Origin of the sequence: Paracoccus sp. C2R09 (assembly GCF_018860625.1) — a bacterium.
Classification (GTDB): Bacteria; Pseudomonadota; Alphaproteobacteria; order Rhodobacterales; family Rhodobacteraceae; genus Paracoccus.
Genome location: NZ_JAHKQB010000029.1, coordinates 436,644 through 461,722, shown reverse-complemented (window position 1 = coordinate 461,722; position 25,079 = coordinate 436,644). Strand labels below are relative to the sequence as shown.

Annotated in this window: 26 protein-coding genes and 1 tRNA gene; 13 read left to right on the top strand and 14 right to left on the bottom strand. The window is 65.0% G+C overall.

Annotated elements, in window-relative coordinates:
* Window positions 1–26: 26 nt before the first annotated feature.
* Both KO490_RS14160 and KO490_RS14155 read right to left on the bottom strand, forming a co-directional pair.
* Window positions 27–1,238 carry an MFS transporter gene (locus KO490_RS14160; protein ID WP_216020040.1) on the bottom strand — a complete coding sequence of 404 codons (1,212 nt, stop codon included), beginning with the start codon at window positions 1,236–1,238 and terminating at the stop codon, window positions 27–29.
* A 46-nt stretch (window positions 1,239–1,284) separates the two neighbouring features.
* Window positions 1,285–2,886, bottom strand: coding sequence for a sodium:solute symporter (locus tag KO490_RS14155; protein WP_216020039.1), 1,602 nt, complete (start codon window positions 2,884–2,886; stop codon window positions 1,285–1,287).
* Between the two features lie 284 nt (window positions 2,887–3,170).
* Here KO490_RS14155 and KO490_RS14150 point away from each other — a divergent pair, with 284 nt between their 5' ends.
* The 3 genes from KO490_RS14150 (at window position 3,171) to grxD (ending at window position 4,117) form a co-directional block, all read left to right on the top strand.
* A complete protein-coding gene (locus KO490_RS14150; RefSeq protein WP_216020038.1) occupies window positions 3,171–3,341 on the top strand; it encodes a hypothetical protein in 171 nt (56 codons plus the stop codon).
* A gap of 99 nt (window positions 3,342–3,440) precedes the next feature.
* Window positions 3,441–3,683: a BolA/IbaG family iron-sulfur metabolism protein gene (locus KO490_RS14145; RefSeq protein WP_216020037.1), complete on the top strand. Its 243-nt coding sequence runs from the start codon at window positions 3,441–3,443 to the stop codon at window positions 3,681–3,683.
* Window positions 3,684–3,754: 71 nt separating this feature from the next.
* Window positions 3,755–4,117 carry a Grx4 family monothiol glutaredoxin gene (gene grxD, locus KO490_RS14140; protein ID WP_216020036.1) on the top strand — a complete coding sequence of 121 codons (363 nt, stop codon included), beginning with the start codon at window positions 3,755–3,757 and terminating at the stop codon, window positions 4,115–4,117.
* A gap of 33 nt (window positions 4,118–4,150) precedes the next feature.
* Here grxD and KO490_RS14135 read toward each other — a convergent pair whose 3' ends face one another.
* From KO490_RS14135 to KO490_RS14110, 6 genes are all read right to left on the bottom strand, one after another.
* The gene (locus KO490_RS14135) at window positions 4,151–4,720 is read right to left on the bottom strand and encodes a phage holin family protein (protein WP_216020035.1); all 570 of its coding nucleotides are present in this window, start codon (window positions 4,718–4,720) and stop codon (window positions 4,151–4,153) included.
* A gap of 7 nt (window positions 4,721–4,727) precedes the next feature.
* Entirely contained in the window at window positions 4,728–5,159 is a 432-nt protein-coding gene (locus KO490_RS14130; protein ID WP_216020034.1) for a YqjD family protein, read from the bottom strand.
* A gap of 117 nt (window positions 5,160–5,276) precedes the next feature.
* Window positions 5,277–5,360, bottom strand: a tRNA-Leu gene (locus tag KO490_RS14125).
* Window positions 5,361–5,443: 83 nt separating this feature from the next.
* Window positions 5,444–6,394 carry a lipoyl synthase gene (gene lipA, locus KO490_RS14120; protein ID WP_216020033.1) on the bottom strand — a complete coding sequence of 317 codons (951 nt, stop codon included), beginning with the start codon at window positions 6,392–6,394 and terminating at the stop codon, window positions 5,444–5,446.
* Between the two features lie 69 nt (window positions 6,395–6,463).
* On the bottom strand, window positions 6,464–7,366 hold the full coding sequence (locus KO490_RS14115; protein ID WP_216020032.1) for a LysR substrate-binding domain-containing protein: 903 nt from the start codon (window positions 7,364–7,366) through the stop codon (window positions 6,464–6,466).
* 122 nt (window positions 7,367–7,488) lie between these two features.
* Window positions 7,489–8,544 (bottom strand): DUF6456 domain-containing protein, encoded by a 1,056-nt coding sequence (locus KO490_RS14110; protein ID WP_371822358.1) that lies wholly within the window; start codon window positions 8,542–8,544, stop codon window positions 7,489–7,491.
* A gap of 285 nt (window positions 8,545–8,829) precedes the next feature.
* Between KO490_RS14110 and KO490_RS14105 the strand changes: the two genes are divergently transcribed.
* Window positions 8,830–9,159 carry a DUF6477 family protein gene (locus tag KO490_RS14105; protein WP_216020031.1) on the top strand — a complete coding sequence of 110 codons (330 nt, stop codon included), beginning with the start codon at window positions 8,830–8,832 and terminating at the stop codon, window positions 9,157–9,159.
* On the opposite strand, the gene KO490_RS14100 is transcribed toward KO490_RS14105, so the two are convergent.
* Window positions 9,156–10,724: a helicase HerA-like domain-containing protein gene (locus KO490_RS14100; RefSeq protein ID WP_216020030.1), complete on the bottom strand. Its 1,569-nt coding sequence runs from the start codon at window positions 10,722–10,724 to the stop codon at window positions 9,156–9,158. The two genes, KO490_RS14105 and KO490_RS14100, sit on opposite strands and share 4 nt — an antisense overlap.
* 417 nt (window positions 10,725–11,141) lie before the next feature.
* Between KO490_RS14100 and KO490_RS14095 the strand changes: the two genes are divergently transcribed.
* Window positions 11,142–11,948 carry an invasion associated locus B family protein gene (locus tag KO490_RS14095; RefSeq protein WP_216020029.1) on the top strand — a complete coding sequence of 269 codons (807 nt, stop codon included), beginning with the start codon at window positions 11,142–11,144 and terminating at the stop codon, window positions 11,946–11,948.
* 73 nt (window positions 11,949–12,021) lie between these two features.
* On the opposite strand, the gene KO490_RS14090 is transcribed toward KO490_RS14095, so the two are convergent.
* From KO490_RS14090 to KO490_RS14075, 4 genes are all read right to left on the bottom strand, one after another.
* The gene (locus tag KO490_RS14090; RefSeq protein WP_216020173.1) at window positions 12,022–13,230 is read right to left on the bottom strand and encodes a beta-ketoacyl synthase; all 1,209 of its coding nucleotides are present in this window, start codon (window positions 13,228–13,230) and stop codon (window positions 12,022–12,024) included.
* Between the two features lie 110 nt (window positions 13,231–13,340).
* A complete protein-coding gene (locus KO490_RS14085; RefSeq protein ID WP_216020028.1) occupies window positions 13,341–13,607 on the bottom strand; it encodes an acyl carrier protein in 267 nt (88 codons plus the stop codon).
* 11 nt (window positions 13,608–13,618) lie between these two features.
* The gene (gene lpxD, locus KO490_RS14080) at window positions 13,619–14,719 is read right to left on the bottom strand and encodes a UDP-3-O-(3-hydroxymyristoyl)glucosamine N-acyltransferase (protein WP_216020027.1); all 1,101 of its coding nucleotides are present in this window, start codon (window positions 14,717–14,719) and stop codon (window positions 13,619–13,621) included.
* A gap of 74 nt (window positions 14,720–14,793) precedes the next feature.
* Window positions 14,794–16,413: a murein L,D-transpeptidase gene (locus KO490_RS14075; RefSeq protein WP_216020026.1), complete on the bottom strand. Its 1,620-nt coding sequence runs from the start codon at window positions 16,411–16,413 to the stop codon at window positions 14,794–14,796.
* A 304-nt stretch (window positions 16,414–16,717) separates the two neighbouring features.
* Between KO490_RS14075 and KO490_RS14070 the strand changes: the two genes are divergently transcribed.
* Together KO490_RS14070 and KO490_RS14065 are read left to right on the top strand one after the other, a co-directional pair.
* Window positions 16,718–17,278, top strand: coding sequence for a DUF882 domain-containing protein (locus tag KO490_RS14070; protein ID WP_216020025.1), 561 nt, complete (start codon window positions 16,718–16,720; stop codon window positions 17,276–17,278).
* A gap of 143 nt (window positions 17,279–17,421) precedes the next feature.
* Window positions 17,422–18,009 (top strand): TetR/AcrR family transcriptional regulator, encoded by a 588-nt coding sequence (locus KO490_RS14065; RefSeq protein WP_216020024.1) that lies wholly within the window; start codon window positions 17,422–17,424, stop codon window positions 18,007–18,009.
* Here the strand turns inward: KO490_RS14065 and KO490_RS14060 are convergent.
* Window positions 18,006–18,623: a TetR family transcriptional regulator C-terminal domain-containing protein gene (locus tag KO490_RS14060; protein WP_216020023.1), complete on the bottom strand. Its 618-nt coding sequence runs from the start codon at window positions 18,621–18,623 to the stop codon at window positions 18,006–18,008. The two genes, KO490_RS14065 and KO490_RS14060, sit on opposite strands and share 4 nt — an antisense overlap.
* Window positions 18,624–18,764: 141 nt before the next feature.
* On the opposite strand from KO490_RS14060, the gene KO490_RS14055 reads away from it, so the two are divergent.
* The 6 genes from KO490_RS14055 to KO490_RS14030 all read left to right on the top strand — a co-directional run bounded on the left by KO490_RS14055 (window position 18,765) and on the right by KO490_RS14030 (window position 25,076).
* A complete protein-coding gene (locus tag KO490_RS14055; RefSeq protein WP_216020022.1) occupies window positions 18,765–20,084 on the top strand; it encodes an aspartate aminotransferase family protein in 1,320 nt (439 codons plus the stop codon).
* 109 nt (window positions 20,085–20,193) lie between these two features.
* Window positions 20,194–21,438 (top strand): Zn-dependent hydrolase, encoded by a 1,245-nt coding sequence (locus KO490_RS14050; protein ID WP_216020172.1) that lies wholly within the window; start codon window positions 20,194–20,196, stop codon window positions 21,436–21,438.
* Between the two features lie 109 nt (window positions 21,439–21,547).
* A complete protein-coding gene (locus KO490_RS14045) occupies window positions 21,548–22,321 on the top strand; it encodes an ABC transporter ATP-binding protein (RefSeq protein WP_216020021.1) in 774 nt (257 codons plus the stop codon).
* A 13-nt stretch (window positions 22,322–22,334) separates the two neighbouring features.
* Window positions 22,335–23,228, top strand: a complete 894-nt coding sequence (locus tag KO490_RS14040) for an ABC transporter permease (RefSeq protein WP_252727210.1) — start codon at window positions 22,335–22,337, stop codon at window positions 23,226–23,228.
* Window positions 23,225–24,067, top strand: coding sequence for an ABC transporter permease (locus KO490_RS14035; RefSeq protein WP_216020019.1), 843 nt, complete (start codon window positions 23,225–23,227; stop codon window positions 24,065–24,067). Before KO490_RS14040 ends, KO490_RS14035 begins: the two co-directional genes overlap by 4 nt.
* Before the next feature lie 22 nt (window positions 24,068–24,089).
* Window positions 24,090–25,076 (top strand): ABC transporter substrate-binding protein, encoded by a 987-nt coding sequence (locus tag KO490_RS14030; RefSeq protein ID WP_371822357.1) that lies wholly within the window; start codon window positions 24,090–24,092, stop codon window positions 25,074–25,076.
* The last annotated feature ends 3 nt before the right edge of the window (window positions 25,077–25,079 follow it).

The window sequence follows — 25,079 nt, the reverse complement described above, 5'->3', positions numbered from 1 at the left end:
TGCCTGCGATCCATCCGTTTTCATACTCAGCGCAGATCGCCTTCGACCGGATGCGGCGTCAGCGGACGTGCGGCGTAACGCTCGCTCGTTTCCGGGTCGGTGCGCACCAGCATTCGGATGATGCCCCAGACCGCGATCGCGCCTTGCAGCAGCGCCAGCCCGAGCGGAAGCCCCCGCGGCCCCGTGGCGTCCATGATCGCGCCGACCATCAGCGGTCCGAATGCGGCCCCTATTCCCTGCAGCAGGACAAGCCCGCCCGAGACCGACAGCAATGCCGAACCCGGTGCGCGGTCATGGACATGGGCCACGGCGATGGCTTGCGCCGGCAGAACCAGACCACCGATCACGAAACCGCCCAGCAGCAGGATCGGCGCACTGGGTGCGACATAGGACACCGGCGCCAGCATCATCACCGTGCAGACCAAGGCGACCGTCACCCCGAGGCCCCGGCGGCTGACGCGGTCGGAAAGCCATCCAAGCGGGAATTGCAGCAGCAGCCCGCCGATGGTGAAGAACGCGATCAAGGCCGCAATGCGTGATTGCGAATATCCCAACTGCTGCGCATAGAGCGGTGCCAGACCGTAGAACGTCCCGATGGACGCCCCCACCAGCGCCGCGGCCACCGCGCCATATGGCGACAGCCGCCACAGCCGACGCAGCGAAGGCGGTTCCTGCTCTTCCTCGGATCGCGGGCCTTCGACGCGCGCAAGCGAGATCGGGATCAGCGCGATCGACATGGTGATCGAGACGAGCACGAACAGCGTGAAGGTCGCCGGATCGCCCAAGTTCAGCAGGAACTGTCCCAAGGCCCCCGCAGCCATCCCGGCCATCCCATAGACCGACAGCATCCGCCCGCGCTGCGAGGATGCGACCGAGGCGTTCAGCCAGCTTTCGGTGACGATGATCAGGCCCGCGAAGGCAAAGCCCGTCAGCGCACGCACGACGATCCACACATATGGATCGACGAAGGTCAGGTGCATCAGCGCCGCCGCCGATGCCAGCGACGCCAGTGCCGTGAAGGTGCGGATATGGCCCACGCGGTTGATGAAGCGCGGCGCCGTCAGCGACCCCAGGCTCATCCCGGCAAAGAAGCCCGACATGATCAGGCCGGTCGAGAGCGCGCCGAAGCCCTCGATCCCTGCCCTGACGGCCAGCAGCGTTCCCTGCAAACCGTTGCCCATCTGCATGAGGGCGAAACCGATCAGAAGCGTCGAGAGACTGAGGATGGATGCGCGCATGCGGACCCCTTTCTGCTGCAAGGATGTTTCGGGGTGGATCTGCCCGTCACCAGAACCAAACGATGACGGCGATCAGGCTGACGGAAAGCAGCGCGGACCACAGGATGCGGGATTTCCACATCGGCCGCTCGATGGTCAGGAAGGCGTCCTTGGCCTCGGCCATCGACCAGACGAGGTCGCGGGTGTTTTCCTTGGCCGGGCGGCGCGTCGCGGCCGAAATGCCCATATGCAGCGCGATGCCGATGGCCATCATGATCGACGACATGATCGTATAGTGGATATCGGGCAACCCGATATCTGCCCAGATGCTCGTCACTTCCTTGGCGATGAACAGCGGAACGCCCACGACCAGCCCAAAGACGATCGTCCAGAATGCACCGTTGCCATTCAGCCAGGGGATGAACAGCCCCAGGATATAGACGACGACGATGGTCGGCACGACATAGGACAGCGAGGATTGGAAATAGCTGAACAGGCTCTCGAACCCCGCGATCATGGGGGCATAGAGCGCGCCGAAGATCATGACCGCACCCGTGACCAGCCGCCCCAGCTGGACCTGTCGCTTCTCAGAGACGGCCTTCATGGGCAGCACGAAATCCTTGACCACGAGCGTCGCCGCGGAATTCATGGCGGAATCCAGCGATGACATGATGGCGGCGATCAGTGCGGCCATGATCAATCCGCGAATGCCGATGGGCATCAGTTCGAACGCCAGTGTTGGGAATGCCAGGTCCGGCGTCTCCAGATCGGGATAGAGCTTGAGTGCGATCAGCCCGGGAAGGATCAGCAGGAACAGGTTCGGCAGCTTCAGGAAGCCCGCGAAGATCGCGCCGATCTGCCCCTGTTTCAGATCCCGCGCCCCAAGCGTGCGCTGGACGACGAACTGGTTGATCGCGAAATAGTAGAACCCCAGCAGGATCACGCCCCAGATGCCGGTCCAGGGCAGGAAATCCTCGTTCGCGGGCAGGATCAGGTGCTGCTTGTCCTCGGGCAGATCGGCGAACATGGCCTCCCAGCCGCCGATCTTGTCCAGGCCCAGCCAGAACAAGACCGCCGCCGCGACGATCAGCAGGATCGCCTGCACCGTATCCGTCACCACGACCGCCGAAAGCCCGCCAAGGATCGTGTAGATCCCTGCCACCAGCGCAAGCACCGCCACCGCCGTCCAGAGGTTCAGGTATTCGGTCACGTTCGAGATCACCAGCCCACCGGCATAGAGCGCGCCTGCGCTGTCGATGAACAGGATCGCAAGGATCGTGAACAGCGAGAACGCGCGTCGGGACCGGACGTCGTAACGCGCCTCCAGAAACTCGGGGACGGTGGTGACCTTGGCCCGCAGATAGGATGGCAGGATGAAGATCGCGAACAGGATCAGGACGAAGGCGGCGGTCCATTCGTAATTGTAGATGACGATCCCGTTGTCATAGGCCCCACCCATCAGGCCCACGAAGCTGGATCCCGACATGTTCGACGCAAACAGAGAGAAGCCGATCAGATACCAGGGCAACGACCGCCCGGCGAGGAAGTATTCCTCCGCCCCGCCCTTGTTTTTGCGGGACACATGCAGGCCATGCGCCACGATCGCGATGAAATAGATTGCCACGATCGCATAGTCGATCAGGTGCAGGTCGAACTTCGCTTCGCCCAAGGGGTGCCTCTTGCGTTTGGTGCCGCGTTTCGGGTCGGTTCGCGGGGCCAACGACATCGCGGCCAATTCGTTTCATCCGACATGGGCGTCATCGGGCATTTTCCGAACCCGCCCGGTTCATGGGCAGCCCGTGCATGCAAGGGATTGATAAGGTCGTACAATTCGACGATCGCGCGCGATGCAGGCAGGCGCATGGGCGGGATATGGCGCGGCCCCCGTCGCAGGGCGTGGAACCCCTGCCCGCGCCATGCGTCATGCCATAGATGCCAAAACCGGAGGATCCCATGTCCATCACCAAGACCATCGCAGTCCTTGCCGCCACGCTGACCCTTGCAGCCTGCGGCGACACCGTCGGCGAACGCGCAGCCACCACCGGCCTTGCCGGTGCCGCAGTCGCAGGCCCCGTGGGTGCCGCAGCCGGCGCCACCGCAGGCGCGATCACCGCTGCGAACTGACATTGCTTCGGGGCGGCATCTTCATGCGCTGTCGCCCCGGCACTTGCAGGCCTCTGTGGGTTCCCCTACATCTTTGGGATACCGATACGAGGATGTAGAATGGCGATTGAAGCGCATGAGATCGAAGCCCTGATCAAAGAGGCTTTTCCCGACGCCCAGATCACGATCACCGACCTGGCCGGAGACGGCAATCACTATGCCGCCGAGGTCATCGACGCATCCTTTCGCGGAATGAACCGTGTCCAGCAACAGCGTGCTGTCTATGCCGCGTTGAAGGGCAAGATGGATGGCAGCAACGGTGAATTGCACGCCTTGGCCCTGACCACCAAGGCACCGGATTGACCACCCTGCCCCGGCAGAATTGACACTGGCCCGCCCGATCGGCGGGCTTTTCGAATGGAAGGATACACGCGATGAGCGACGTGACCACCCGCATCCAGGAAGCCATCGACAGCAGCGATGTCGTGCTGTTCATGAAGGGCACCAAGGAAATGCCGCAATGCGGTTTCTCCAGCCGGGTCGCAGGCGTCCTGAACTACATGAATGTCGGCTATCAGGACGTAAACGTCCTTGCCGATCAGGACATCCGCCAAGGCATCAAGGATTTTTCGGATTGGCCGACGATCCCGCAGCTCTACATCAAGGGCGAGTTCGTGGGCGGCTGCGACATCATCACCGAGATGACGCTGTCGGGCGAACTGGACCAGATGTTCGAACAGAAGGGCGTGGCCTTCGACAAGGAAGCCGCCGACCGCATTCGCGAAGCCAACGGCTGACGAAACAGAAAGGGCGCCCACCGGGCGCCCTTTTCACAGGTCATCGTAGAAGTCGTCTTCTTCCTCGTCTCGGTTCCTGTCGCGGATCGCGGATGCGATCGTCAGGCCGACGGCAAATGCACCGATCAGCTTGCCCATGCTTCCCAGATTGGTCTCGGCCATGTCGTGAACCTGCTCGGTCCCCTTCACCATGCCCGACCGTGCCGATGCGGCAGTCGATGGCGCAAGGCCGACCTTGGCCGCGCTGTCACGCAATGGCTGAACGACATCGTCGAACTTCGAACGCGCCTGATCGACGGCGGCGTTTTTGGCAACCGCCAAACGGGCCTGCATCTCTCGCTTCAGATCGTCGCCGGTCGGCATCTCGTGACGTCGCTTGCGCGCGGACAGGATCACGATCAGCGCGATCAGCAGCAGCAGGACCCCGATCGCAAGGGATGCCAAGGTCGAACCCCAGTCCAGATCATTCGCCAAAAACGACCAGAGCGCCGCGACAAGAAAGCCCAATGCGACGGCGGCAACAACGCCGCCCGCCGCCTTGAGCCCTGCCCTTCTGAAGCTGTCCGAGACTCCGCGCTTCAGGTTCTGCGCGAACTCGATCACCGCGGCCTCAACGACGCGAGATCAGCAGACCGACGAGGAAACCGACCCCCGCCGCGATACCTAGGGATTGCGCCGGGTTGCGGCGAACCATGTCCGACACCTCGTCATAGCGCAGTTCGGCATAGGCCCCCGCATCATCGGCCAGATGCTGCCCCTTGGCATAGAGACGGTCGGCTTCGGCCTTGGCGCGTTCGGTGTATTCGCGACCTGCGGTGCGCGCGCGATCGACATATTCGCGACCGGCATCCGACGCTTCGTTGACCAGCCCGGCGCCCTTCTCCATCAGGCGTTCGGCGCTGGCATTGTGGCGGATGTTTTGCGCGGTCTCGCGGATATCGTCACGGATCTTGCCTGCGCCCTCGCGCAGGTCGTTGCCGGCCTCGTCGGCGGCAGCTGCGGCGTCGCGTTGCAGATCGTTGGCGGAATTCGGATTTGCCATGACATGGTCCTTTCACTCGGTGATGGTCACCTTCGAATGGACAACAATGCAATTGCGGCAATCGTTCCAAGCCTCTGCGACCAAATGCGCAAAAAAGCGGAACTTTCTGGAAAGGCATGGTAGGGACGGTCGGACTCGAACCGACACTCATTGCTGAAGCGGATTTTGAATCCGCCGCGTCTACCATTCCGCCACGCCCCCGGATCGATCCGGTGCCTTTCCGGGCAGGGCCGCGGCCCCGCACGGAAATCCGTAATCGGGGGCCGCGGGAAATGCAAGACCGCTCAGGCGCGACCCAGCTTTTCCAGTCGTGCATCCCGCAGGCGGGCGAAATCGTCGCCCGCGTGATAGGACGAACGCGTCAGCGGCGTGGCCGAAACCATCAGGAAGCCCTTGCCATAGGCCGCCTTTTCGTAGCCCGCGAATTCCTCGGGGGTGACGAAGCGGTCCACGCGGTGATGCTTGGGCGTCGGCTGCAGATACTGGCCGATGGTGATGAAATCGATATCGGCGGCGCGCATGTCGTCCATGACCTGCAGGACGCTCGGGCGATCCTCGCCCAGGCCAACCATGATGCCCGATTTGGTGAACATCGTGGGATCCAGTTCCTTGACCCGTTGAAGCAGGCGCAGCGAATGGAAATACCGCGCACCCGGACGGACCGAGGTATAGAGAGCGGGCACCGTTTCGAGGTTGTGGTTGAAGACGTCGGGGCGCGCCTCGACCACGGTTTCCAGCGCACCGGGCTTCGATTTCAGGAAGTCGGGCGTCAGCACCTCGATCGTGGACCCCGGCGAGCGGTGGCGAATCGCGCGGATCGTCTGGGCGAAATGTTCGGCCCCGCCATCGTCCAGATCGTCGCGATCGACGCTGGTGATGACGACATGGTTCAGACCCAGCTTCTGGACGGCGTGGGCGACGCGGCCCGGTTCGAACGCATCCAGATCGTTTGGACGACCGGTGGCGACGTTGCAGAAGGTGCAGCCACGGGTGCAGATCTCGCCCATGATCATCATGGTCGCGTGGCCCTGGCTCCAGCATTCGCCGACATTGGGGCAGCCTGCTTCCTCGCAGACGGTGGACAGGCGGTTCTCGCGAAGCAGGTCGCGCGTCTGCTTGTAACCTTCCGAGGTCGGCGCCTTGACGCGGATCCAGTCGGGTTTGCGGGGCTGTGCCTGATCGGGGCGGTGCGCCTTTTCCGGGTGGCGCTGATCCGGAAGTCGTAGGTCGCGCAAAGCAATTCCTTTCGGTCGCGGTTCCGACAGAAATAGGCCTTTCGGACCGGAATGGCAACGCGCCACGCGTCAGGCCAGCAGCGGCCCCGCCGCCTGGCGCAGGATGCCTGCCAGGTCGTCGATCCAGCCGCCCGCCGGGGTCGAACTTCGGCGCAGCAGCAGAACCTCGCGCAGGGGCTGCGGATCGGGGAACCGCATTGCGGTCAATCCGGGGGCGGCAGCCAGTTCCTGGGCGCGCGCGATTTCGGGCAGAAAGGTCAGACCCATGCCCTGCGCCGCCAACCTGCACAGCGTCGCCAGCGATGCCGCACCCAGATCCAGCCGCCCGCGCCCGCGACCAAGGCCGCAGACCTCCAATGCCTGATCGCCCAGGCAGTGCCCTTCGTCCAGCAGCAGCAGCTGGCCGGGGTCCAGCGTGCGCGGCTCGACGATCTGGCCGCGCATCTCCTCGATGCGGTTGGTGCTGCCGGCCAGAAGAAACCGATCGGTGAACAGGGGGATCGCATCCACGCCCGCCTCGGTCGGCGGGGTCGCCACCACGATCGCATCCAGATGGCCGGTGGTCAGTTCGTCCATCAGGCGTTCGGTCTGCGCCTCTCGCAGGTGCAGGTCGCGCCCGATATCGCGAGCCCGCAGCAGGGGCAGCGCCGCAGGCAGCAGATAGGGCGCGACCGTGGGGATCATCCCCAGCATCAGGCGACCGCCCTGCCCCGGCCTGCGTACGGCCAGTTCCAGCCCCGCCATGGATGCCATGACCCGCCGCGCCTGTTCCTCCAACGTGCGGCCCTGGGGCGTCAGGACGACACCGCCGCTGGTCCGCTCGACCAGCTTAGCGCCGATCTCCTCCTCCAGCGCGCGGATCTGCATGGACAAGGCCGGCTGCGTCACGTTGATCGCCTCGGCCGCGCGGGTGAAATGCGCATGCTCGCAGAGGGACAGGAAATAGCGCAGCTGGCGGAGGGTGATATTCATGAGATCCGTGATCGGACATGTTGCAAATGCTGCAACGACCCTAATCCTGTGCCGGGGGGAACAACAAGGCGGCAAAAAGGGGGGCATCGACGGCCCCCCTTTTTGCAGCATGTCGATCCGGGTCAGCCGATCAGGCGCGCGCCCTTGCCATAGGTTTCCGCGTAATGGCGTTCCAAGCGCATCAGGGCCAGCCGCAGCACGATCTTGCCCGAGCGGGCCGACCAGCCCAGGCGCCGTTCGGTCTGCTCGATCCCGTCGAGGAAGCAGCAGACCCGCAGCACGACGTCGCCCAGCCCCGGGCCCAGTTCACGCAGCGCCATGGCGACGCGGTCGCGGGCCGATTCCGATCCGCCGCGATACCCGCTGCCCGAATGCGACACGTCGATGCCCGCGGTCATGAAGCCGTCCCAGTTCTGGGTCACCCGCGGCCCCATCTGTGCCAGCTCGAAATCCTCGCGCAGACGTTCGCCCGCGGCGACCTGCGCGGTGGTCAGGAAGGGCTGGCCCATGTGGTCGCGGCGACGCGCCATGACCAGAAGCGGGCTCTCGGCGATATTGACGCGGGTCCGTCGGCGCTGGCCGTCTTCTGGGTCCTCGATGACGCGTTCGTCCCAGACGCGGTGGTTGTCGGCGTGATCGAAGCCGGCCTGGGCCTCGGCCATGCCCTCGGTCTCGACCGGGCGTGCATCGGCGAACGAGGTATGCCCCGGAACGGCCCCTTTCTGCCGCGCGGCCCGCATCATCTTGCGCAACGCGTCCCGACCGGCAGGTGAAATGATATAGCGCAGGATCGCTCCGCCCTGCCCCTTCTGGACGACCCAGCCGCTCAGCGCCATCTGTTCGGCCAGCGCCCGGTCCAAGACGGCGGTGCGCATGTCGTCGCGGCTGACGATCGCCTTCTCCATCGAGGGAGAGGATGCCATGACCGCGCCCGGCTCGGCCAACCGGCGAAGGACGCGCAGCATCTCGCGGTCGTCACCGGGGCGCTGGGGCGCATCGGTCAGGGCCGCATCCACCAGCGGGTCTTCGCGGCGGGCCTCGAAGCGGCGGATGCGACGCAGGATGGTGGATGCGTGGCACCCTGCCTCGCGGGCAAGGGCGCGGATGGTGATGCCGTCTTCGACATGGCGCAGATACATCTTCGCGTCGTCGGTCAGGTCGTCGCGTGCAGTGCTCAAGGGTTGTTGCACCGAACGGTGCTCCGCAACGCTTGGATCAATTGCGAAATCACCGGTCAAAATAGTCATGTCAGGTCCCTTGTTGTCCTTGGGCAGCCCAACAGGAGACTACCCTGGGTTGCATTCCCTCCCTGTTGGTTAACAGGGTGTTGAAGCAGATAGACGCAACAATCCCTAACAATCCCTAAAGAAACCCTGCCCGAGCGCGCGCTGCTTCGGGCGATCCGGCAACACATCAAAAAGTTGTGTGAAGGTCTGTCCATGCACCCAGAAAGGACAGCAACCATGAATAATGCGACGAATGTCATTCAGTTCCGTGCCCGCCCCCGCACCGGTGAACTGCGCCGTCCCGGCACCCTGATCCGCGCCGCCCGCGAGGGTCAGCGCGGCTGGCGGCGCGACCGCGATCTGCCGCGCCTGCTGCATTCGGACCGTTGCCCGGCGCCCGGCATGGCGCTGTCCCGGTTGCGCGCGGAAGAGCAGATCCAGAACGACATGCGTCTTGAGAAGCTGGCCGAATACGACATCAAGCGGCATGTGCTGCTGGTCATCGCGATCCTTGCCGAGATGCGCGCCGCCATCGCGGCCGCGCCCCCCGCCAGCGCCGCAATCTAGGTCCGCTTGCCCAGCAGCGAACCCAGCACCCCCCGCACAAGCGCCTTGCCGGTCCGCGTTCCCAGCTGCCGTGCAAGGCTCTTGCCGAAGGTTTCGGCGATGCTGTCCGACCTGCTGGACCTGGTGCTGCGCGCGGGTCGTTCCCGCGGCTCATATCGCCGCCCGCGGCTGTATTCCGACCCGCCGTTCGGCATGTCGAACAGATCGTCGTCGGAACGTTCCTCCTCGGCCGCCTTCGCAGCGGCTTCCACGGTGCGCCTGGCCAGGATCTCGTGTGCGGATTCACGGTCCAGCGGCTTGTCGTATTTCGCGCCCATCGGCGATGCCGCCAGGATCCGGGCGCGTTCATCGGCGGTGATCGGACCCAATTGGCTGAAGGGCGGACGTATCAGCGTCCTCTGCGCGATACCAGGCTGCCCCTTGCGCATAAGAAAGGAAGTCACCGCCTCGCCCGTGCCCACCGCCTGGATCGCATCGGCGATGTCGAATTCGGGATTTGGTCGGTAATTCTGCGCCGCGTCGCGCAGCGCCTTCTGATCCTTGGCGGTAAAGGCCCGAAGCGCATGCTGGACCCGGTTGCCCAGCTGCCCCAGCACGTCGTCGGGAATATCCGCAGGGTTCTGGCTGACGAACCAGACGCTGACCCCCTTGGAGCGGATCAACCGCGCGACCCGCTCGACCTTTTCGATCAGGGCCTTGGGTGCATCGTCGAACAGCAGATGCGCCTCGTCGAAGAAGAAGGCGGCCTTCGGCACGTCCGGGTCGCCCACCTCGGGCAGCTGCTCGAACAGCTCGGACAGCAGCCACAGCAGGAACGTCGCATAGAGCCGCGGCGCGTTCATCAGCCTGTCGGCGGCAAGAATGTTGACCACACCCTTCCCGTCAGGTGCGACGCGCAGCAGGTCCGACAGTTCCAGCGCGGGTTCCCCGAACAGGCTGTCGCCGCCCTCGTTCTCGAGCACCAGCAACGCCCGCTGGATCGCGCCGACGCTGGCCGTGCTGACATTGCCATAGCGCAGCGACAGGTCCGAGGCGTTCTGCCCGACCCAGATCAGCATCGACTGAAGATCCTTGAGGTCCAGCAGCGGCAAAGCCTCTTCGTCGGCCACGCGGAAGGCGATGTTCATCACCCCCTCCTGCGCAGGCGTCAGGCCCATCAGGCGCGACAGCAGCAGCGGCCCCATCTCGGCCGGGGTGGTGCGAACGGGGTGGCCCTGCTGGCCCCAGACGTCCCAGAAGGTCACCGGGAAATCCTGGTAATCCAGCGTCAACCCGATCCTGTCGGCGCGCGACAGGAAGGCATCGTGCAGCTTGGCCGCTTCGGATCCGCTGCGCGCCAGACCCGACAGATCGCCCTTCACATCCGACAGAAAGACCGGCACGCCCGCCAGCGACAGGCTCTCGGCCAGGGTCTGCAGGGTCACCGTCTTGCCCGTACCCGTGGCGCCCGCGATCAGGCCGTGCCGATTGGCATAGTTCAGAAGCAGGGTTTCGGGGGTCGCGTATTCCTGCCCTGCGCCGCCGACGAAGGCGGTCCCGTTCTCCAGATCCAGAACTCCGGCCATGACCCCTCCTGTCGTCGCAGCAACATGCGCATCGAAAAGACAATCTTAACCTTCCTTTGGCAAGGTTGGATTGTCCGTATCGCACCGACTGGCGGCGCTTTTCGGCGGATGTTCCTCTCTGTTGACTGGCCGCGCCTTTCGGGGCGCGGCTTTTTTGTGATCGGCGCGATATGTCTGCACGGTTGACTGATCACGGGTTCGAGACTAGCCTGCCCCCAATGATGACCGGCCAGTCCGGCAGGGAAAATTGCGAAAGCAAGGGGCCGCGGCAAAAGCTGCGGCCTTTCGCGTTTTTCACGCCCTGTCAGTCGCTTGTGTTCAAGCCAAGGTGATGCCAGCCTCTCTGCGTAAACAACTGACAAGCTGCCTTGGTCATGCTAGGGCGCGTCAATGGATCGAGCAAAGGGAAGATAACACATGCTCAAGACCACCTCTCAGGCACTTGCCGCGGCGCTGGCCCTGATCGCTGTTCCGGCCTTCACGCACAGCGCCCTGGCGCAGGACGCGGCCCCCGCCGAGGAACAGCCAGAAGCCGGGGCCCAACCCGAAGCCGGGGCCCAGACCGAAGCACCGGCAGCCGAGGATCAGCCCGCTGCCGACGAGGCAACCGGGACCGCCGAAGGCACCGAGGCGGCTGCGGATCCCGCAGAGCCCGACGCCGACGAGGCCGCCGCCCAAAGCGCTGCCGCCGAACAGTCCGAAGGCCCCGGCAGCTACTATGCCAAGTCCGAGCATGGCGACTGGATGATCCGCTGCATTCGTGCCGACCAGGGCAAGGACCCCTGCGAGATGTACAAGCTGCTGAGCGATCAGAACGACAACGCCGTTGCCGAATTCTCGCTCGTGCCGCTGACCAATGGCGATGTGGCGGCCGGTGCCACGCTGGTGGCCCCGCTGGAAACCGATCTGATCGAAGGTGTCGGCATGCAGATTGATGGCGGCGAGGTTCGCGGCTATCCCTTCGCGTTCTGCGCGCCGGTGGGCTGCGTGTCGCGCCTGGGCTTCACCAATGGTGAGCTGGCCGCGCTGAAAGGTGGCCGCGAGGCGACGCTGCAGCTTCTGCCCTTCGGCGGCGACCCGGAAAAGCCCGTGCGCCTGCCGGTCTCGTTGTCGGGCTTCACGGCGGCATTCGATGAATTGGCGGCCTATGCCAAGGAACCCGCACCTGCAGCCCCGGAAGCCGGCGAAGCCGAGCTCGAGGCCGAGGAAGCCCCCGCCGAGTGATCCAGCCCGGTTGATCGACATGGAAAAGGCCGCGCCAACCGGGCGCGGCCTTCTTCGTTCGTCGGAAGCCGCCTCAGACGCGGCGCAGCGCAATGACCGCGTTCAGGCCCCCGAAGGCGAAGGCATTCGACAGCACGGCATCGACCTTGGCCTCGCGCGCCTCGTTCGGAACGACATCCAGCGCGCATTCGGGATCGCTTTCCTCATAGTTGATCGTGGGCGCGATCACCCCGTCGCGCAGCGCCATGATGCAGGCCAGCAGCTCGACCGCGCCGGTGCCGCCGATCAGGTGGCCGTGCATCGACTTGGTCGAACTGATCATCAGCCGATCCGCGTGATGCCCGAAGGCCCGCGCCACCGCCGCGCATTCGGTCTTGTCGTTGGCCGCCGTGCCGGTCCCGTGCGCGTTGATATAGCCGACCTGCTCAGGGTTCAGCCCCGCATCGACGATCGCGCCGCTGATCGCACGTTCCGCCCCTTGGGCCGAGGGCATGACGATGTCCTGCGCGTCCGACGACATGGCAAAGCCCACGACCTCGGCCAGGATCTCGGCTCCGCGCGCCTTCGCGTGCTCATAGCTTTCGAAGACGAAGACGCCCGCGCCTTCGCCCTGGACCATGCCATTGCGATTGGCGCTGAAGGGGCGGCAGGCGTCCTTGGACATGACGCGCAGGCCTTCCCAGGCCTTCACTCCGCCGAAACACAGCATCGCTTCGGACCCACCGCAGAGCATCACTTCGGCCGCGCCCGACCGCACCATCTGGAAGGCCAGCCCCATCGCGTGGTTCGAACTGGCGCAGGCCGTGGCCACGGTGAAGGCCGGGCCGCGCAGGCCGAATTCCATGCTGACATGGCTGGCGGCCGCGTTGTTCATCAGCTTCGGCACGACGAAGGGGTGAACGCGATTCTTCCCCTCTTCGTAGACGGCGCGATAATTCTCATCCCAGGTGTTCAGACCGCCGCCCGCAGTCCCGAGGATCACGCCGGACCGCAGTCCCAGGGCACCTTCGAAATGCAGCCCGGATTCCTCGACCGCCTGCTTGGCGGCAAGCAGCGTGAACTGGGTGAACTTGTCGTAGAGCAGGATCTGCTGGCGGTTGAAGTAGGTCTCGGGCGACCAGTTGTGAACCTGCGCGCCGATCTGGATCGACAGCCGTTCCACGTCGCGGAAATCCAGCTGCGTGATCCCGCAGCGCCCCTCTCGATATGCCTCGAGCGTGGTCTTCACGTCATGGCCGAGCGCGTTGATCGTGCCCGCCCCGGTGATCACCACGCGACGCAACCCGTCGCGGCGCAGTTCGCCCGCGCTGGTCGCGACCGAAGGGGCGGACACGCCCGCGTCGATCCGCGCTTCCTTGCTGGGGCGCGGCGCTTTTTCGGTTTTCTTGCCGCTCATGCCGCCTTCTGCGCCACCAGCCGCTCGACCGCCGCGATGATCGTGCCCATGTTCGAGATGTCGAATTCGGATTTCTCGGGTTCGTTCGCGTTGAAGGGGACCGAGATGTCGAACTCCTCCTCGATCGCGAAGATGGATTCCACGAGGCCCAGGCTGTCGATGCCCAGTTCCTCGGGGGTGGCGTCATCCGTGACCTGTTCGGGTTCCAGCATCGCCTGTTCGGCGATGATGTTGCGGATGCGGGATTTGATGTCGTCAGTCATGTGGCCTCCTATCAGTCCTTTTCCGACAGGCGTGTAACGATTTCCTGAAGCTTGGACAGTTGCTGCGACAAACGCGGCAATCTTCTGACTGCTTTCTGGATTTCCAGCTGGGTTTCCATCTTCACCGCGGGGTTGCCCAGAACGACGCGGCCCGACGGGACGCGGGTGAAGATCTTGCTGGCCCCGCCCGCGATCACGTCGTCGCCGATCTCAATATTGTCGTTGACGCCGACCTTGCCTGCCAGAACCACGCGGTCGCCCACCCTGGACGATCCCGCGATGCCGACCTGGCTGCACAGAAGGCAATCCTCGCCCACGACGACATTGTGGCCCAGCATGACCAAGTTGTCGATCTTGGTGCCGCTGCCGATGCGGGTCGCGCGGATGGTGCCGCGGTCAATGGTGGCGTTCGCGCCGATCTCGACATCGTTGCCGATCTCGACCGTCCCGAGCGAGTGGATGCGCGTCCAGTGCTGCTGGCTGATGGCGGCCCGGGCACCAAGCGTGCGGCGGATCTCCTCGATGCCCGATTCCTCGGGCGTCACGAACGAGAAGCCGTCGCCCCCGATCACCGCGTTCGACTGTACGATCAGGCGATCGCCCGCCACGATGCCATGCCCGATGCGCACGCCCGGATGCAGCAGCAGGTCGTCGCCCAGCTTTGCGCCGCGCCCGATGCTGACATGTGCCCCGATCCGGGCCCGCGCGCCGATGGTCACATCCGCGCCGATCACGACGAAGGGCGCGATCGAGGCGCCCTCGGCTATGGTCGCGGAGGGATCGATCACGGCGGTCGGATGGATGCCTTCCGCGATATCCGGGCCGGGATCGAACGCGCGCGTCAGTCCGGCCATCACCAGTCGGGGCCGGGGCGCAAAGATCGCGGCCTTCAGCCCCAGGGCTTCGGGGTCCATGCCTTCGGCCAGCAGCGCGATGCTGCCCGGCGACAGGCTGTCTGCATATTTCGGGGCCATGGCCAGCGCGATCTGACCGCCTTCCGCGCCGACCGGGCCGGTGGATGCGGGCTCTCCTGCGCCGGTGACGCGGATGGTCCCGTCGCCCCACATGCGGGCATCCAATGCGCGGGCAAGTTCCTCGATCGTGACAGCCATGAAGCCCCCTTTCCTTATGGCAGGGGATTACCGCGTTTGGCTGCCTCGTTCCAGCGAAAGCGGCAGGGTCGCGATCACGGAGTGCCGTCGTCGAAACCCGCCTCGGCCATCGCCTGCCAGATCCGCGCATCGCGGCCATAAATGTCGCGATAGCTGCGCAGCCCGCCCTGCCCGTCGGGCCATGCGGTGAAATAGACCAGGTGGACCGGCACGGCGGGCGTCAGGCGCAGCCAGCGTTCCTGACCGCTGTCGCGCGCCGCCTGGAAGGTCGCATCGGCATCGCGAACCTGCGGGGCCAGCAGCAGCCGCGCGAAGTCCTGCGGGTCGCCCAGGCGGATGCAACCGTTCGAATCCGCGCGGACGCTGTTGCCGAACAGGTGCTTGCTGGGGGTGTCGTGAAGATAGATGTTCCACTTGTTCGGAAAGATGAATTTCACCGTTCCAAGCGCGTTGTCGTCACTGGGCTTCTGGCGCAGACGATAGGGGAAGCTGCGATCGGTATAGGCGGCGAAATCGATGCCGTCGCGCGCCACGACCCGACCGGCGCGATCGACCACATCCAGATGCGACAGCGCGTGGCGGTTGGCCCGAAGGCGCGGAAGGTAGTCGCGGATGGTGATGGACCGCGGGACGTTCCAGCTGGGATTGACCACCACATTCGCCATCATGTCCGAGAATTCGGGCGTGCGCCAATTCTCTCGATCCTTGCCCACGACGCTACGGGTGCGAAAGATCTCCTGTCCGTCCTCGAACACCGTGGTGCTGAATTCGGGGATGTTCACCCAGATGTAACGACCATCGAAGGACGCATCGCCCATCCAGCGCAGCCGCTCCATCGCGATCAGGATGGCGCGGCGCCGGGCGGGCGCCACGGCCCCCTCGCCGTTCAGGGCGCGCACCGTGCGCGGCCCGGCGATCCCGTCGGCCGCCAGCCCCATCGCCTGCTGATAGGATGCGACCGCCTGCGCAAGCGGGGCGTCGAAGATCCCGGCATCGGGGCTTTCGGCGGTGAAGCCGATCGAGGCAAGCCGCGCGCGCAGGGCGGTGATGGCCGGACTTTCGGTGCCGATGCGCCAGACGCCCTCGGGGATCGGGGTCAGATCGGCCTGGACCGCAAGCTCCTCGGGGCCGGCTAGGGCTTGCTGCAACTGGGCATAGGCCGGGTGACGCGGCGCGGCCGACATGATCGCCGCATGCGGATCGCGGGCGGCGGCAAAGCGGATCATCGCGTCGGCCACACTGACATCGGCGCGGCTGCGCTTGATCTCGGGGTCGACGCGGGACGCATCCAGCACCCCGCCCGACAGGTCGCGCAGCATCATCGCAGCCTGACGGGCATGCGCCAACTCGGCCTCGACGGCGCTGCGCGGGGGGCCGAATGCGGTCGAATCGTATCGCTGGACCGGTATGCCATGCGCGGGCATCAAGGCCACCGCACGCCGAAGCGCAGCACGCAGCACCGCGCCGTCCGGCCCGGTGAACACCATGCGAAGCCCGTTCGCCCCATAAAACGCGGCCAGATCGCTGTCCGCAGCGACTGCGGTCGCAAGCTCCATCTGCGCGGCCGAGAAGGTCAGACGTGGCGCCACGGCCGCAGTCACCGACATCATGCCATCCTGAGCGGATGCAGGGATCGGCGCCATGGCCACGGCCGCGAAGGCCGCGGAAAGTACGAATTTACCGATGAACCGCATGTCGTGGCCTCACTATTTCAGGTCATATTCTCTCATGTGAACGTTTCGACAACCAGCAAAGGAGGCGATGCGAAAACCGCGCCCGATCAGGCTGTTGCGGGAATGTCACAAGCCTGTGGCTTCCGGTCACGCTAAAGGCGTTCGGCAAGAACTCGCCTACAAGCCCCAGTTGACCATGCACTCAGCGCAGAAACAGTTTCCACGGCGCACTGGAATTTGACATATTGTTAAGAGCTCGGGGCTAAACCCGGCGGGCCGCGACAACATCGTGCGCTGAAGAACGAAGCAGGACAGGCGATCTGACATGACAATGGACCTCATCTCCCGTCGCGGCATTCTTGGTGCCTTTGCGGCGACCAGCGTGGCTGCCGCACCAGTAATGGCCAATGCCTTCGGTTTCCTACGCGGTGCCGGCGACATGCGGCGCGTCCGGATGTATTCCGGCCGCACCGGCGAAAGCATCGACACCGTCTACTGGGTCGATGGCAAATACATCCGCGAGGCGCTGAACGAGATCAACGTCTTCATGCGCGACTGGCGCACGGGCGAAGCGATCGGGATCGACCCGCGTACCATCGACATCGCGGCCGCGTCGTCGCGGCTGATGCAGACCAACGAACCCTACATGATGCTTTCGGGCTACCGCTCGCCCCGGACCAACGCGATGCTGCGTCGGCAATCCAGCGGCGTGGCGCGCAATTCGTTGCACATGACGGGCAAGGCGGCGGATCTGCGGCTGAAGTCGCGTTCGGTGGCGCAGATGTATCAGGCCGCGGTCGCATGCCGCGCAGGCGGCGTGGGTCGCTACAGCGGTTCGAATTTCGTGCACATGGATTGCGGCGCCGTTCGCACCTGGGGCAGCTGAATTTCGGCACGACCGATGCAAGCACCGCCGATCCTTCGGGGTCGCGGTTCTCCGATGCCCAAAAGGCGCGGAGCATTTTGAAGCTTGCGTTCGGTTACCGCTCACGTCACCCTGTGATCACATATATTCGTGAAGGGTAAGAGATGAGCCCCCAGACCACGCGTCGCTTCCGCACTGCCAAGAAGATCCAGTTCGCCGCCGTCGAGCTGGCCGTTCGCGATGGGCTGAGCAACGTCACGACCGAGGCGATCGCCAAGGAAGCCGGGATCAGCACGCGCAGCTTCTTCAACTACTATGCCTACAAGGAAGCGGCCCTGATGGGCCCGCCCCCCGATTACCCCGCCGAGGCTTCGGAGGCCTTCGTGATCGGCAAGGGGAAGCTGATCGACGATCTGTCGATCCTGATCGAGGCGCATCTGAAGCGCTTCCTGAACGAACGCGAGATATTCGCGCAGATCCTTCACCTCAGTGACAGCGACCCCAAGCTGAACGCCCTTCGCAACAGCGCCATGCTGGCGCGGCGCGCGCAGATGCGCGGCCTGCTGCATCGCCGGACGCCCGGTTCGGACACCCGCCTGATCGAGATCCTGGCCGCGGCCGTGATCGCCGCGACCAATGCCGCCGCCAAGGATTGGGCCGCGGGCGAACGCCCGGATCTGATCGCCGCGGCCAAGGAAAACCTGGTCCTGATCGAGAAGGCCGGCATGCTTCTGGAAAGCATCCCCAACTAGACGCTCAGCATCTTGCGATAGAGCTGTTCGAGGAACTTCTCGGCCTCGTCGAACGGATCGTGGCCCGGCCCCAGCACCGCGCGCACCTGCACGTCGAAATCGGCATAATGCTGGGTCATCGACCAGATCGAGAAGATCAGGTGCTGCGGCTGCACCCGTGCCAGCCGCCCCTGATCCATCCAACCCGCGATGACGACCACGGCACGGTCGACAATGGTCTTCAGATCCTCCTCCAGAACCTCGGTCAGATGCGGCGCACCCTGCAGGATCTCGTTGGCGAAAAGGCGGCTTTCGCGCGGATAGTCGCGCGACATGTGCAGCTTGGCGCGGACATAGGTCAGCACCTCTTCCAGCGGGTCGCCTTTCGGGTCGAATCGCGACAACGGCGCCAGCCACATTTCCAGCAGGCGCGTCAGCAGCGTCTTGTGGATCTCGTCCTTGGACCGGAAATAGTAGAGGACGTTCGGCTTCGACAGCCCGGCGGCCTTGGCAATCTGGTCGATCGTCGCGCCGCGAAACCCGTTCGAGGCGAAAACCCCGAGCGCGCCGTCCAGGATCAGCTGTCGATTCTTTTGCTGAATGCGCGTCATCGGGGCCGTTTTGCCGTTTGTCATTGCCGCTCCTGCTCTGGCATGATCGCGAAACGGGCAGTTTGAAAACCGCCATTCCGTCTCGGGTGCCCGTTCTTGACTGACCCCTGCCCCGTGCTAGCGTGACCCTGACCAATTGGTCAATAATTTCCGAGGTTTGAATCCATGCCGCTTGACCGCAAGCCCGCTCCGAATGATCTGAATGCATTCTGGATGCCCTTCACGTCCAACCGCCAGTTCAAGTCCGATCCGCGGATGCTGGTGGCTGCGAAGGACATGCATTACACCTCGGCCGACGGGCGCCAGATCCTGGACGGCACCGCCGGATTGTGGTGCTGCAATGCCGGACATTGCCGCCCGAAGATCACCGAGGCCGTCCAGCGCCAGGTGGCCGAGATGGATTACGCCCCGGCCTTCCAGATGGGTCATCCCCTGGCATTCGAGCTGGCAAACCGCATCGTCGATGTCGCCCCGGACGGGATCGAGCATGTCTTCTACTGCAATTCCGGCAGCGAGGCCGTCGATACCGCGCTGAAGATCGCGCTGGCCTATCACCGGGCACGCGGGGATTCCGCGCGCACCCGCCTGATCGGGCGTGAACGCGGCTATCACGGTGTCGGCTTCGGCGGCATCTCGGTCGGCGGCATCGTGAACAACCGCCGCCACTTCGGCACGCTGCTGGCGGGCGTCGATCACCTGCCCCATACCCATCTGCCCGAGAACGTCTTCACCAAGGGACAGCCCGATCACGGTGCCCATCTGGCCGACGAGCTGGAACGCATCGTGGCGCTGCACGGCGCCGAAACCATCGCGGCCGTGATCGTCGAGCCGATGGCAGGTTCGACCGGGGTCCTGATGCCGCCCAAGGGCTATCTTCAGCGGCTGCGCGATATCACCCGCAAGCATGGCATCCTGCTGATCTTCGACGAGGTCATCACCGGCTTCGGTCGTCTGGGCAGCCCCTTCGCGGCGCAGCATTTCGACGTGATCCCGGACATGATCACCTGCGCAAAGGGCCTGACCAACGGCGTCATCCCGATGGGCGCGGTACTGACCACCCCAGAGATCCACGACGCCTTCATGCAGGGCCCCGAGCATGTGATCGAGCTGTTCCACGGCTATACCTACAGCGGCAACCCCATCGCCTGCGCGGCGGGCATCGCGACACTGGATACCTATGCCGAGGAAGGCCTGCTGACCCGCGCGGCCGAACTGGAGACCTACTGGCAGGATGCGTTGCACGGGCTGCGCGATCTGCCGAACGTGATCGACATCCGCAACATGGGGCTGATCGGCGCCGTGGAGCTGGCCCCGATCGAGGGTCAGCCCGGCAAGCGCGCCTTCGACGCATTCCTTCGCGCCTACGAGGCCGGGATCCTTATCCGCGTGACCGGCGACATCATCGCGATGTCCCCGCCGCTGATCATATCCAAGGAACAGATCGACCAGCTGATCGGCACGCTTGCCGACGTGCTGAAGGGCTGAACGACACCGGGCGGGGCCGTCACGGTCCCGCCCGCGCATATTTTCCGACCACGCGCAAAGACGTGGCGGACGACAGGAAGGAACGGGAATGGAAGATGACAGCGCCGTGATGACGGCACCCAACATGACGGTCGATGGCGACCGGCTCTGGAGCAGCCTCGAACAGATGGCGAAGGTGGGACCGGGCATCGCGGGCGGCTGCAACCGCCAGACGCTGACCGATGCCGACGCCGAGGGCCGGACCCTGTTCGCAGGTTGGTGCCGGGATGCGGGCATGTCGATGACGCTGGACCGGATGGGCAACATGTTCATGCGCCATGAGGGGACCCAGCCCGATCTGGATCCGATCTATATCGGCAGCCATCTGGATACCCAGCCCACCGGCGGGAAATACGATGGCGTGCTGGGCGTGCTGGCGGGGCTCGAGGTGGTGCGCGCCATCCGCGACATGGGCCTGCGCACCCGTCGCCCCATCGTGGTCGTCAACTGGACGAACGAGGAAGGCACCCGCTTCGCGCCCTCCATGCTGGCCTCGGGCGTCTTCACCGGCATGCATTCCGAGGAATACGCCAACAGCCGCGTGGATGCCGAGGGCAAGACCTTCGGGGACGAACTGGACCGCATCGGCTGGCGGGGTGACGAGGCGCCGGGCGACCGGCGCATCCATGCCATGTTCGAATATCATATCGAACAGGGCCCGATCCTCGAGGCCGAGAACAAGCAGATCGGCGTGGTCACGCATGGCCAGGGTCTGTGGTGGCTGGAGGTCACGCTGACCGGCAAGGACGCCCATACCGGGTCCACGCCGATGTCGATGCGCGTGAATGCAGGTCTGGGAATGGCCCGGATCACCGAGGCGGTGCATCGCATCGCGATGGCCCATCAGCCCGATGCCGTGGGTGCGGTCGGTCAGGCGAACCTCTATCCCAACAGCCGCAACGTGATCCCCGGCAAGGCCGTCTTCACCATCGATTTCCGTACGCCCGATGCCGCGAAGCTGGCCTCGATGCGGTCCCAGTTGGAGGTAGAAGCCGCTGAGATCGCGAAGGAATTGGGTCTGGGCCTGCAAATCGAAGTGACTGGCCATTACGAGCCCGTGACCTTCGATCCCACCCTGGTCGGCAAGGTCCGCGACGCCGCGGACCGTCTGGGGCTGTCGCATATGGATATCGTCTCGGGGGCCGGTCACGATGCCTGCTGGATCAGCAAGGTGGCCCCGACCGCGATGATCTTCTGCCCCTGCGTCGATGGCCTGTCCCACAACGAGGCCGAGGAGATCAGCCCCGAATGGGCCAAGGCGGGATGCGACGTGCTGCTGCACGCGGTGCTGGATGCGGCCGAAATCGTGACCTGAGGGGCCACCTGCCCGACATGAAACCGACCTGCCGGCGGGCCCTCCCGCCGGACGGAACACTGTTGCCCGATGGGCCGCAGCCCGAGGCCATGACCCGAGGAATACCGCGATGAGCGTCATCGAAGCCCAGAATGTCAGCCTGACCTTTCCGACCGCCGATGGCCCCGTCCACGCGCTGAGCGCGGTGAACCTGTCCATCGAGCGCGGCGATTTCGTCAGCTTCATCGGTCCGTCGGGTTGCGGCAAGACCACCCTTCTGCGCAGCATCGCGGCACTGGAAACCCCGACCGGCGGCAGCATGTCGGTCGCGGGCCGCGATCCCGATGCCGCCCGCAAGGCGCGTGCCTATGGTTACGTGTTCCAGGCCCCCGGGCTGTTTCCCTGGCGGACGATCGCGGGAAACATCTCGTTGCCGCTGGAAATCATGGGCTTTTCGAAATCGGGACGGGCCGAACGCGTGGCCCGCGTGCTGGACCTGGTCGAATTGGAGGGCTTCGGGGGCAAATATCCCTGGCAGCTTTCGGGCGGCATGCAGCAGCGCGCCTCGATCGCGCGGGCGCTGGCCTTCGATGCCGACATCCTGCTCATGGACGAACCCTTCGGCGCATTGGACGAGATCGTCCGCGACAGGCTGAACGAGGCGCTGCTGCAGCTGTGGCGCAAGACGGGCAAGACCATCGGCTTCGTGACGCATTCCATCCCCGAGGCCGTCTACCTGTCTACCCGGATCGTCGTCATGTCCCCGCGCCCGGGACGGATCACCCGGATCATCGACAGCCCCCTGCCCGCCGAACGCCCTCTGGATATCCGCGATACGCCCGAATTCATCGCATTGGCCCACGAGGTCCGCGAGGCGCTGCGCGAGGGTCATGCCCATGACTGACGGCACCCTTCCGATGCCCGCCATCCGCAGCTTCCGCCTGCCCCTGGCCAAGGCCGCGCCCGTGGTCACCGTTCTGCTGGTGATCGTTGCGATCTGGTATGCGGCGGCCATCGGGATGAACGCCCGTTGGGAACGCGATCAGGCCGCCCGCGCCGGGACCCAGATCGCCCCGTCACAGCTTGTCCTGCGCACCCTGTCGCAGGATCGCCCCGTCCTGCCGGCACCGCATCAGGTGGCGGTCGGGCTCTATGACGGCATCGCCGGGCAGAAGATCACCTCGCGCCGCAGCCTGGTCTGGCATGCCTGGGTCACGCTGTCGGCGACGCTTGCGGGCTTTGCCATCGGGACCGCTGCCGGATCGGCCCTGGCCATCGGGATCGTGCACAGCCGCAGCATGGATCAATCCGTCATGCCATGGGCCGTGGCCAGTCAGACGGTCCCGATCCTTGCCATCGCGCCGATGGTGATCGTCGTGCTGTCGTCGATGGGCATCACGGGCCTTCTGCCCAAGGCGCTGATCGCGGCATGGCTCAGCTTCTTTCCCGTGCTGGTCGGGATGGTGAAGGGCCTGCGCACGCCGGATGCGATGCAGCTGGATCAGATGCGGTCATGGAACGCCAGCCGTGCGCATGTCTTCTGGTTCCTGCGGCTGCCCGCCTCGCTGCCCTACCTGTTCGCCAGCCTTAAGGTCGCCATCGCGGCAGCGTTGGTCGGCACCATCGTGGCCGAGCTGCCCGCAGGCGCGACCGCCGGGCTGGGTGCGCGGCTGCTTTCGGGCAGCTACTACGGGCAGACGGTGCAGATCTGGGCCGCGCTGTTCACCGCCGCCGCCCTGGCCGCCACGCTGGTCGCCGTCGTCGCCCGGGTCGAGCGGATCACCCTGCGCAAGATGGGGATGCAGGCATGAGCGCGCTTCCCATCATCGGCCTGTGGCTGGGCGGCTGGGCGCTGAACATCTGGCTGGCCCGCTTCGACCGGCCCCTCACGCGCGGCGCGGTCGCCGCGATCTTCGGACTGACGGTCCTGCTTTTGTGGGAAATGACCGTCCGCATCTACCAGGTGCCCACGATCATCCTGCCCGCGCCCAGCCAGATCATCGAAAGCCTCGTGCAGAACCGAAGCCTGCTGCTGACGGATTTCGTCCAGACCATCCTGCGGGGTGCCTTGGGCGGCTGGGTGATCGGGGCGGCGGCCGCGATTCTTGCCGCCATCGCCATCGATCGCAGCCCGTTCCTGCAGAAGGGCCTGCTGCCCATCGGCAACTTCGTGGCCGCCCTGCCCATTGTGGGCATCGCCCCGATCCTGGTGATGTGGTTCGGCTTCGACTGGCACTCCAAGGCGGCCGTCGTCGTGGTGATGGTCTTCTTTCCGATCCTGGTGAACATGGTCGCGGGCCTGCGGGCGACGGATGCCATGCAGCGCGACCTGATGGCCAGCTGGGCCACGCCCTATGCCGCATCGCTGTGGAAGATGCGCCTTCCGGCGGCGCTGCCCTTCCTGTTCAACGGCCTCAAGATCACCACGACGCTGGCGCTGATCGGCGCCATCGTGGCCGAGTTCTTCGGCAGCCCGACCAAGGGCATGGGGTTCCGCATCTCGACCGCGGTGGGGCGGCTGGACCTGCCCCTGGTCTGGGCCGAGATCGTGGTCGCCGCCATTGCGGGCACCTGTTTCTACGCCATCGTCGCGCTGATCGAACGTCGCGCGACTTTCTGGCACCCTTCGCAACGCATCAACCGGGGCTAGGCCCTTTCGACAGGAGAGACGGATGATGAAACGGATCATGCTGGGCAGCGTCGCTTGCGCGATCATGGGCAGCGCAGCCGCCGCAGATGAGCTGACCCTGCAGCTGAAATGGGTCACGCAGGCGCAGTTCGCGGGATATTACGTCGCCGAGGCCAAGGGCTTCTACGACGAGGAGGATCTGGACCTGACGATCCTTGCGGGTGGTCCCGACATCGCGCCGACCCAAGTGCTGGCCGGGGGCGGCGCCGATGTCATCGTCGAATGGATGCCCGCAGCGCTGGCAGCCCGCGAAAAGGGCCTTCCGCTGGTCAATATCGCCCAGCCCTTCAAGGCGTCCGGCATGATGCTGACCTGCCTGAAGGAATCCGGGATCGAGAACCCCGAAACCGATTTCGCGGGCAAGACCCTGGGCGTTTGGTTCTCGGGGAACGAATATCCGTTCCTCAGCTGGATGAGCACGCTCGGCCTGTCGACCGAAGGCGGCGAGGATGGCGTGACCGTGCTGAAGCAGGGCTTCAACGTCGATCCGCTGCTGCAGAAGCAGGCGGCCTGCATCAGCACCATGACCTATAACGAATACTGGCAGGTCATCGATGCGGGCCTGTCGCCCGACGATCTGATCACCTTCAAATATGAGGATCAGGGCGTCGCCACGCTGGAAGATGGCCTCTATGCGCTGGAGGAAACCCTTCAGGACGAGGACAAGGTCGAGGCGCTGGCAAAATTCGTGCGCGCCAGCATGAAGGGCTGGGAATACGCCGCCGCCAACCCCGAAGAGGCCGCCGAGATCGTGCTGGAGAACGACATGACCGGCGCGCAGACGCTGGAACACCAGACCCGCATGATGACCGAGATCGCCAAGCTGACCGAAGGGTCGGACGGCACGCTGGATCAGGCCGATTACCAGCGCACCGTGGACATCCTGATGGCCGGCGGGTCGGACCCGGTGATCGAGGCCGCCCCCGAAGGCGCCTTCACCACCGTCGTCACCGACAAGGCGCTGCAGTAACGC

Excerpts from the sequence above, each read along its gene's own strand:
- KO490_RS14055 (WP_216020022.1), top strand. The coding sequence starts at position 18,765 with ATGCCGCTTGACCGCAAGCCCGCTCCGAATGATCTGAATGCATTCTGG.
- KO490_RS14030 (WP_371822357.1), top strand. The coding sequence starts at position 24,090 with ATGATGAAACGGATCATGCTGGGCAGCGTCGCTTGCGCGATCATGGGC.
- KO490_RS14045 (WP_216020021.1), top strand. The coding sequence starts at position 21,548 with ATGAGCGTCATCGAAGCCCAGAATGTCAGCCTGACCTTTCCGACCGCC.
- KO490_RS14130 (WP_216020034.1), bottom strand. The coding sequence starts at position 5,159 with ATGGCAAATCCGAATTCCGCCAACGATCTGCAACGCGACGCCGCAGCT.
- KO490_RS14100 (WP_216020030.1), bottom strand. The coding sequence starts at position 10,724 with ATGGCCGGAGTTCTGGATCTGGAGAACGGGACCGCCTTCGTCGGCGGC.
- lpxD (WP_216020027.1), bottom strand. The coding sequence starts at position 14,719 with ATGGCTGTCACGATCGAGGAACTTGCCCGCGCATTGGATGCCCGCATG.
- grxD (WP_216020036.1), top strand. The coding sequence starts at position 3,755 with ATGAGCGACGTGACCACCCGCATCCAGGAAGCCATCGACAGCAGCGAT.
- KO490_RS14145 (WP_216020037.1), top strand. The coding sequence starts at position 3,441 with ATGGCGATTGAAGCGCATGAGATCGAAGCCCTGATCAAAGAGGCTTTT.
- KO490_RS14075 (WP_216020026.1), bottom strand. The coding sequence starts at position 16,413 with ATGCGGTTCATCGGTAAATTCGTACTTTCCGCGGCCTTCGCGGCCGTG.
- KO490_RS14085 (WP_216020028.1), bottom strand. The coding sequence starts at position 13,607 with ATGACTGACGACATCAAATCCCGCATCCGCAACATCATCGCCGAACAG.
- KO490_RS14035 (WP_216020019.1), top strand. The coding sequence starts at position 23,225 with ATGAGCGCGCTTCCCATCATCGGCCTGTGGCTGGGCGGCTGGGCGCTG.
- KO490_RS14060 (WP_216020023.1), bottom strand. The coding sequence starts at position 18,623 with ATGACAAACGGCAAAACGGCCCCGATGACGCGCATTCAGCAAAAGAAT.
- KO490_RS14115 (WP_216020032.1), bottom strand. The coding sequence starts at position 7,366 with ATGAATATCACCCTCCGCCAGCTGCGCTATTTCCTGTCCCTCTGCGAG.
- KO490_RS14105 (WP_216020031.1), top strand. The coding sequence starts at position 8,830 with ATGAATAATGCGACGAATGTCATTCAGTTCCGTGCCCGCCCCCGCACC.
- KO490_RS14160 (WP_216020040.1), bottom strand. The coding sequence starts at position 1,238 with ATGCGCGCATCCATCCTCAGTCTCTCGACGCTTCTGATCGGTTTCGCC.
- KO490_RS14070 (WP_216020025.1), top strand. The coding sequence starts at position 16,718 with ATGACAATGGACCTCATCTCCCGTCGCGGCATTCTTGGTGCCTTTGCG.
- KO490_RS14150 (WP_216020038.1), top strand. The coding sequence starts at position 3,171 with ATGTCCATCACCAAGACCATCGCAGTCCTTGCCGCCACGCTGACCCTT.
- KO490_RS14095 (WP_216020029.1), top strand. The coding sequence starts at position 11,142 with ATGCTCAAGACCACCTCTCAGGCACTTGCCGCGGCGCTGGCCCTGATC.
- KO490_RS14050 (WP_216020172.1), top strand. The coding sequence starts at position 20,194 with ATGACGGCACCCAACATGACGGTCGATGGCGACCGGCTCTGGAGCAGC.
- KO490_RS14040 (WP_252727210.1), top strand. The coding sequence starts at position 22,335 with ATGCCCGCCATCCGCAGCTTCCGCCTGCCCCTGGCCAAGGCCGCGCCC.
- KO490_RS14065 (WP_216020024.1), top strand. The coding sequence starts at position 17,422 with ATGAGCCCCCAGACCACGCGTCGCTTCCGCACTGCCAAGAAGATCCAG.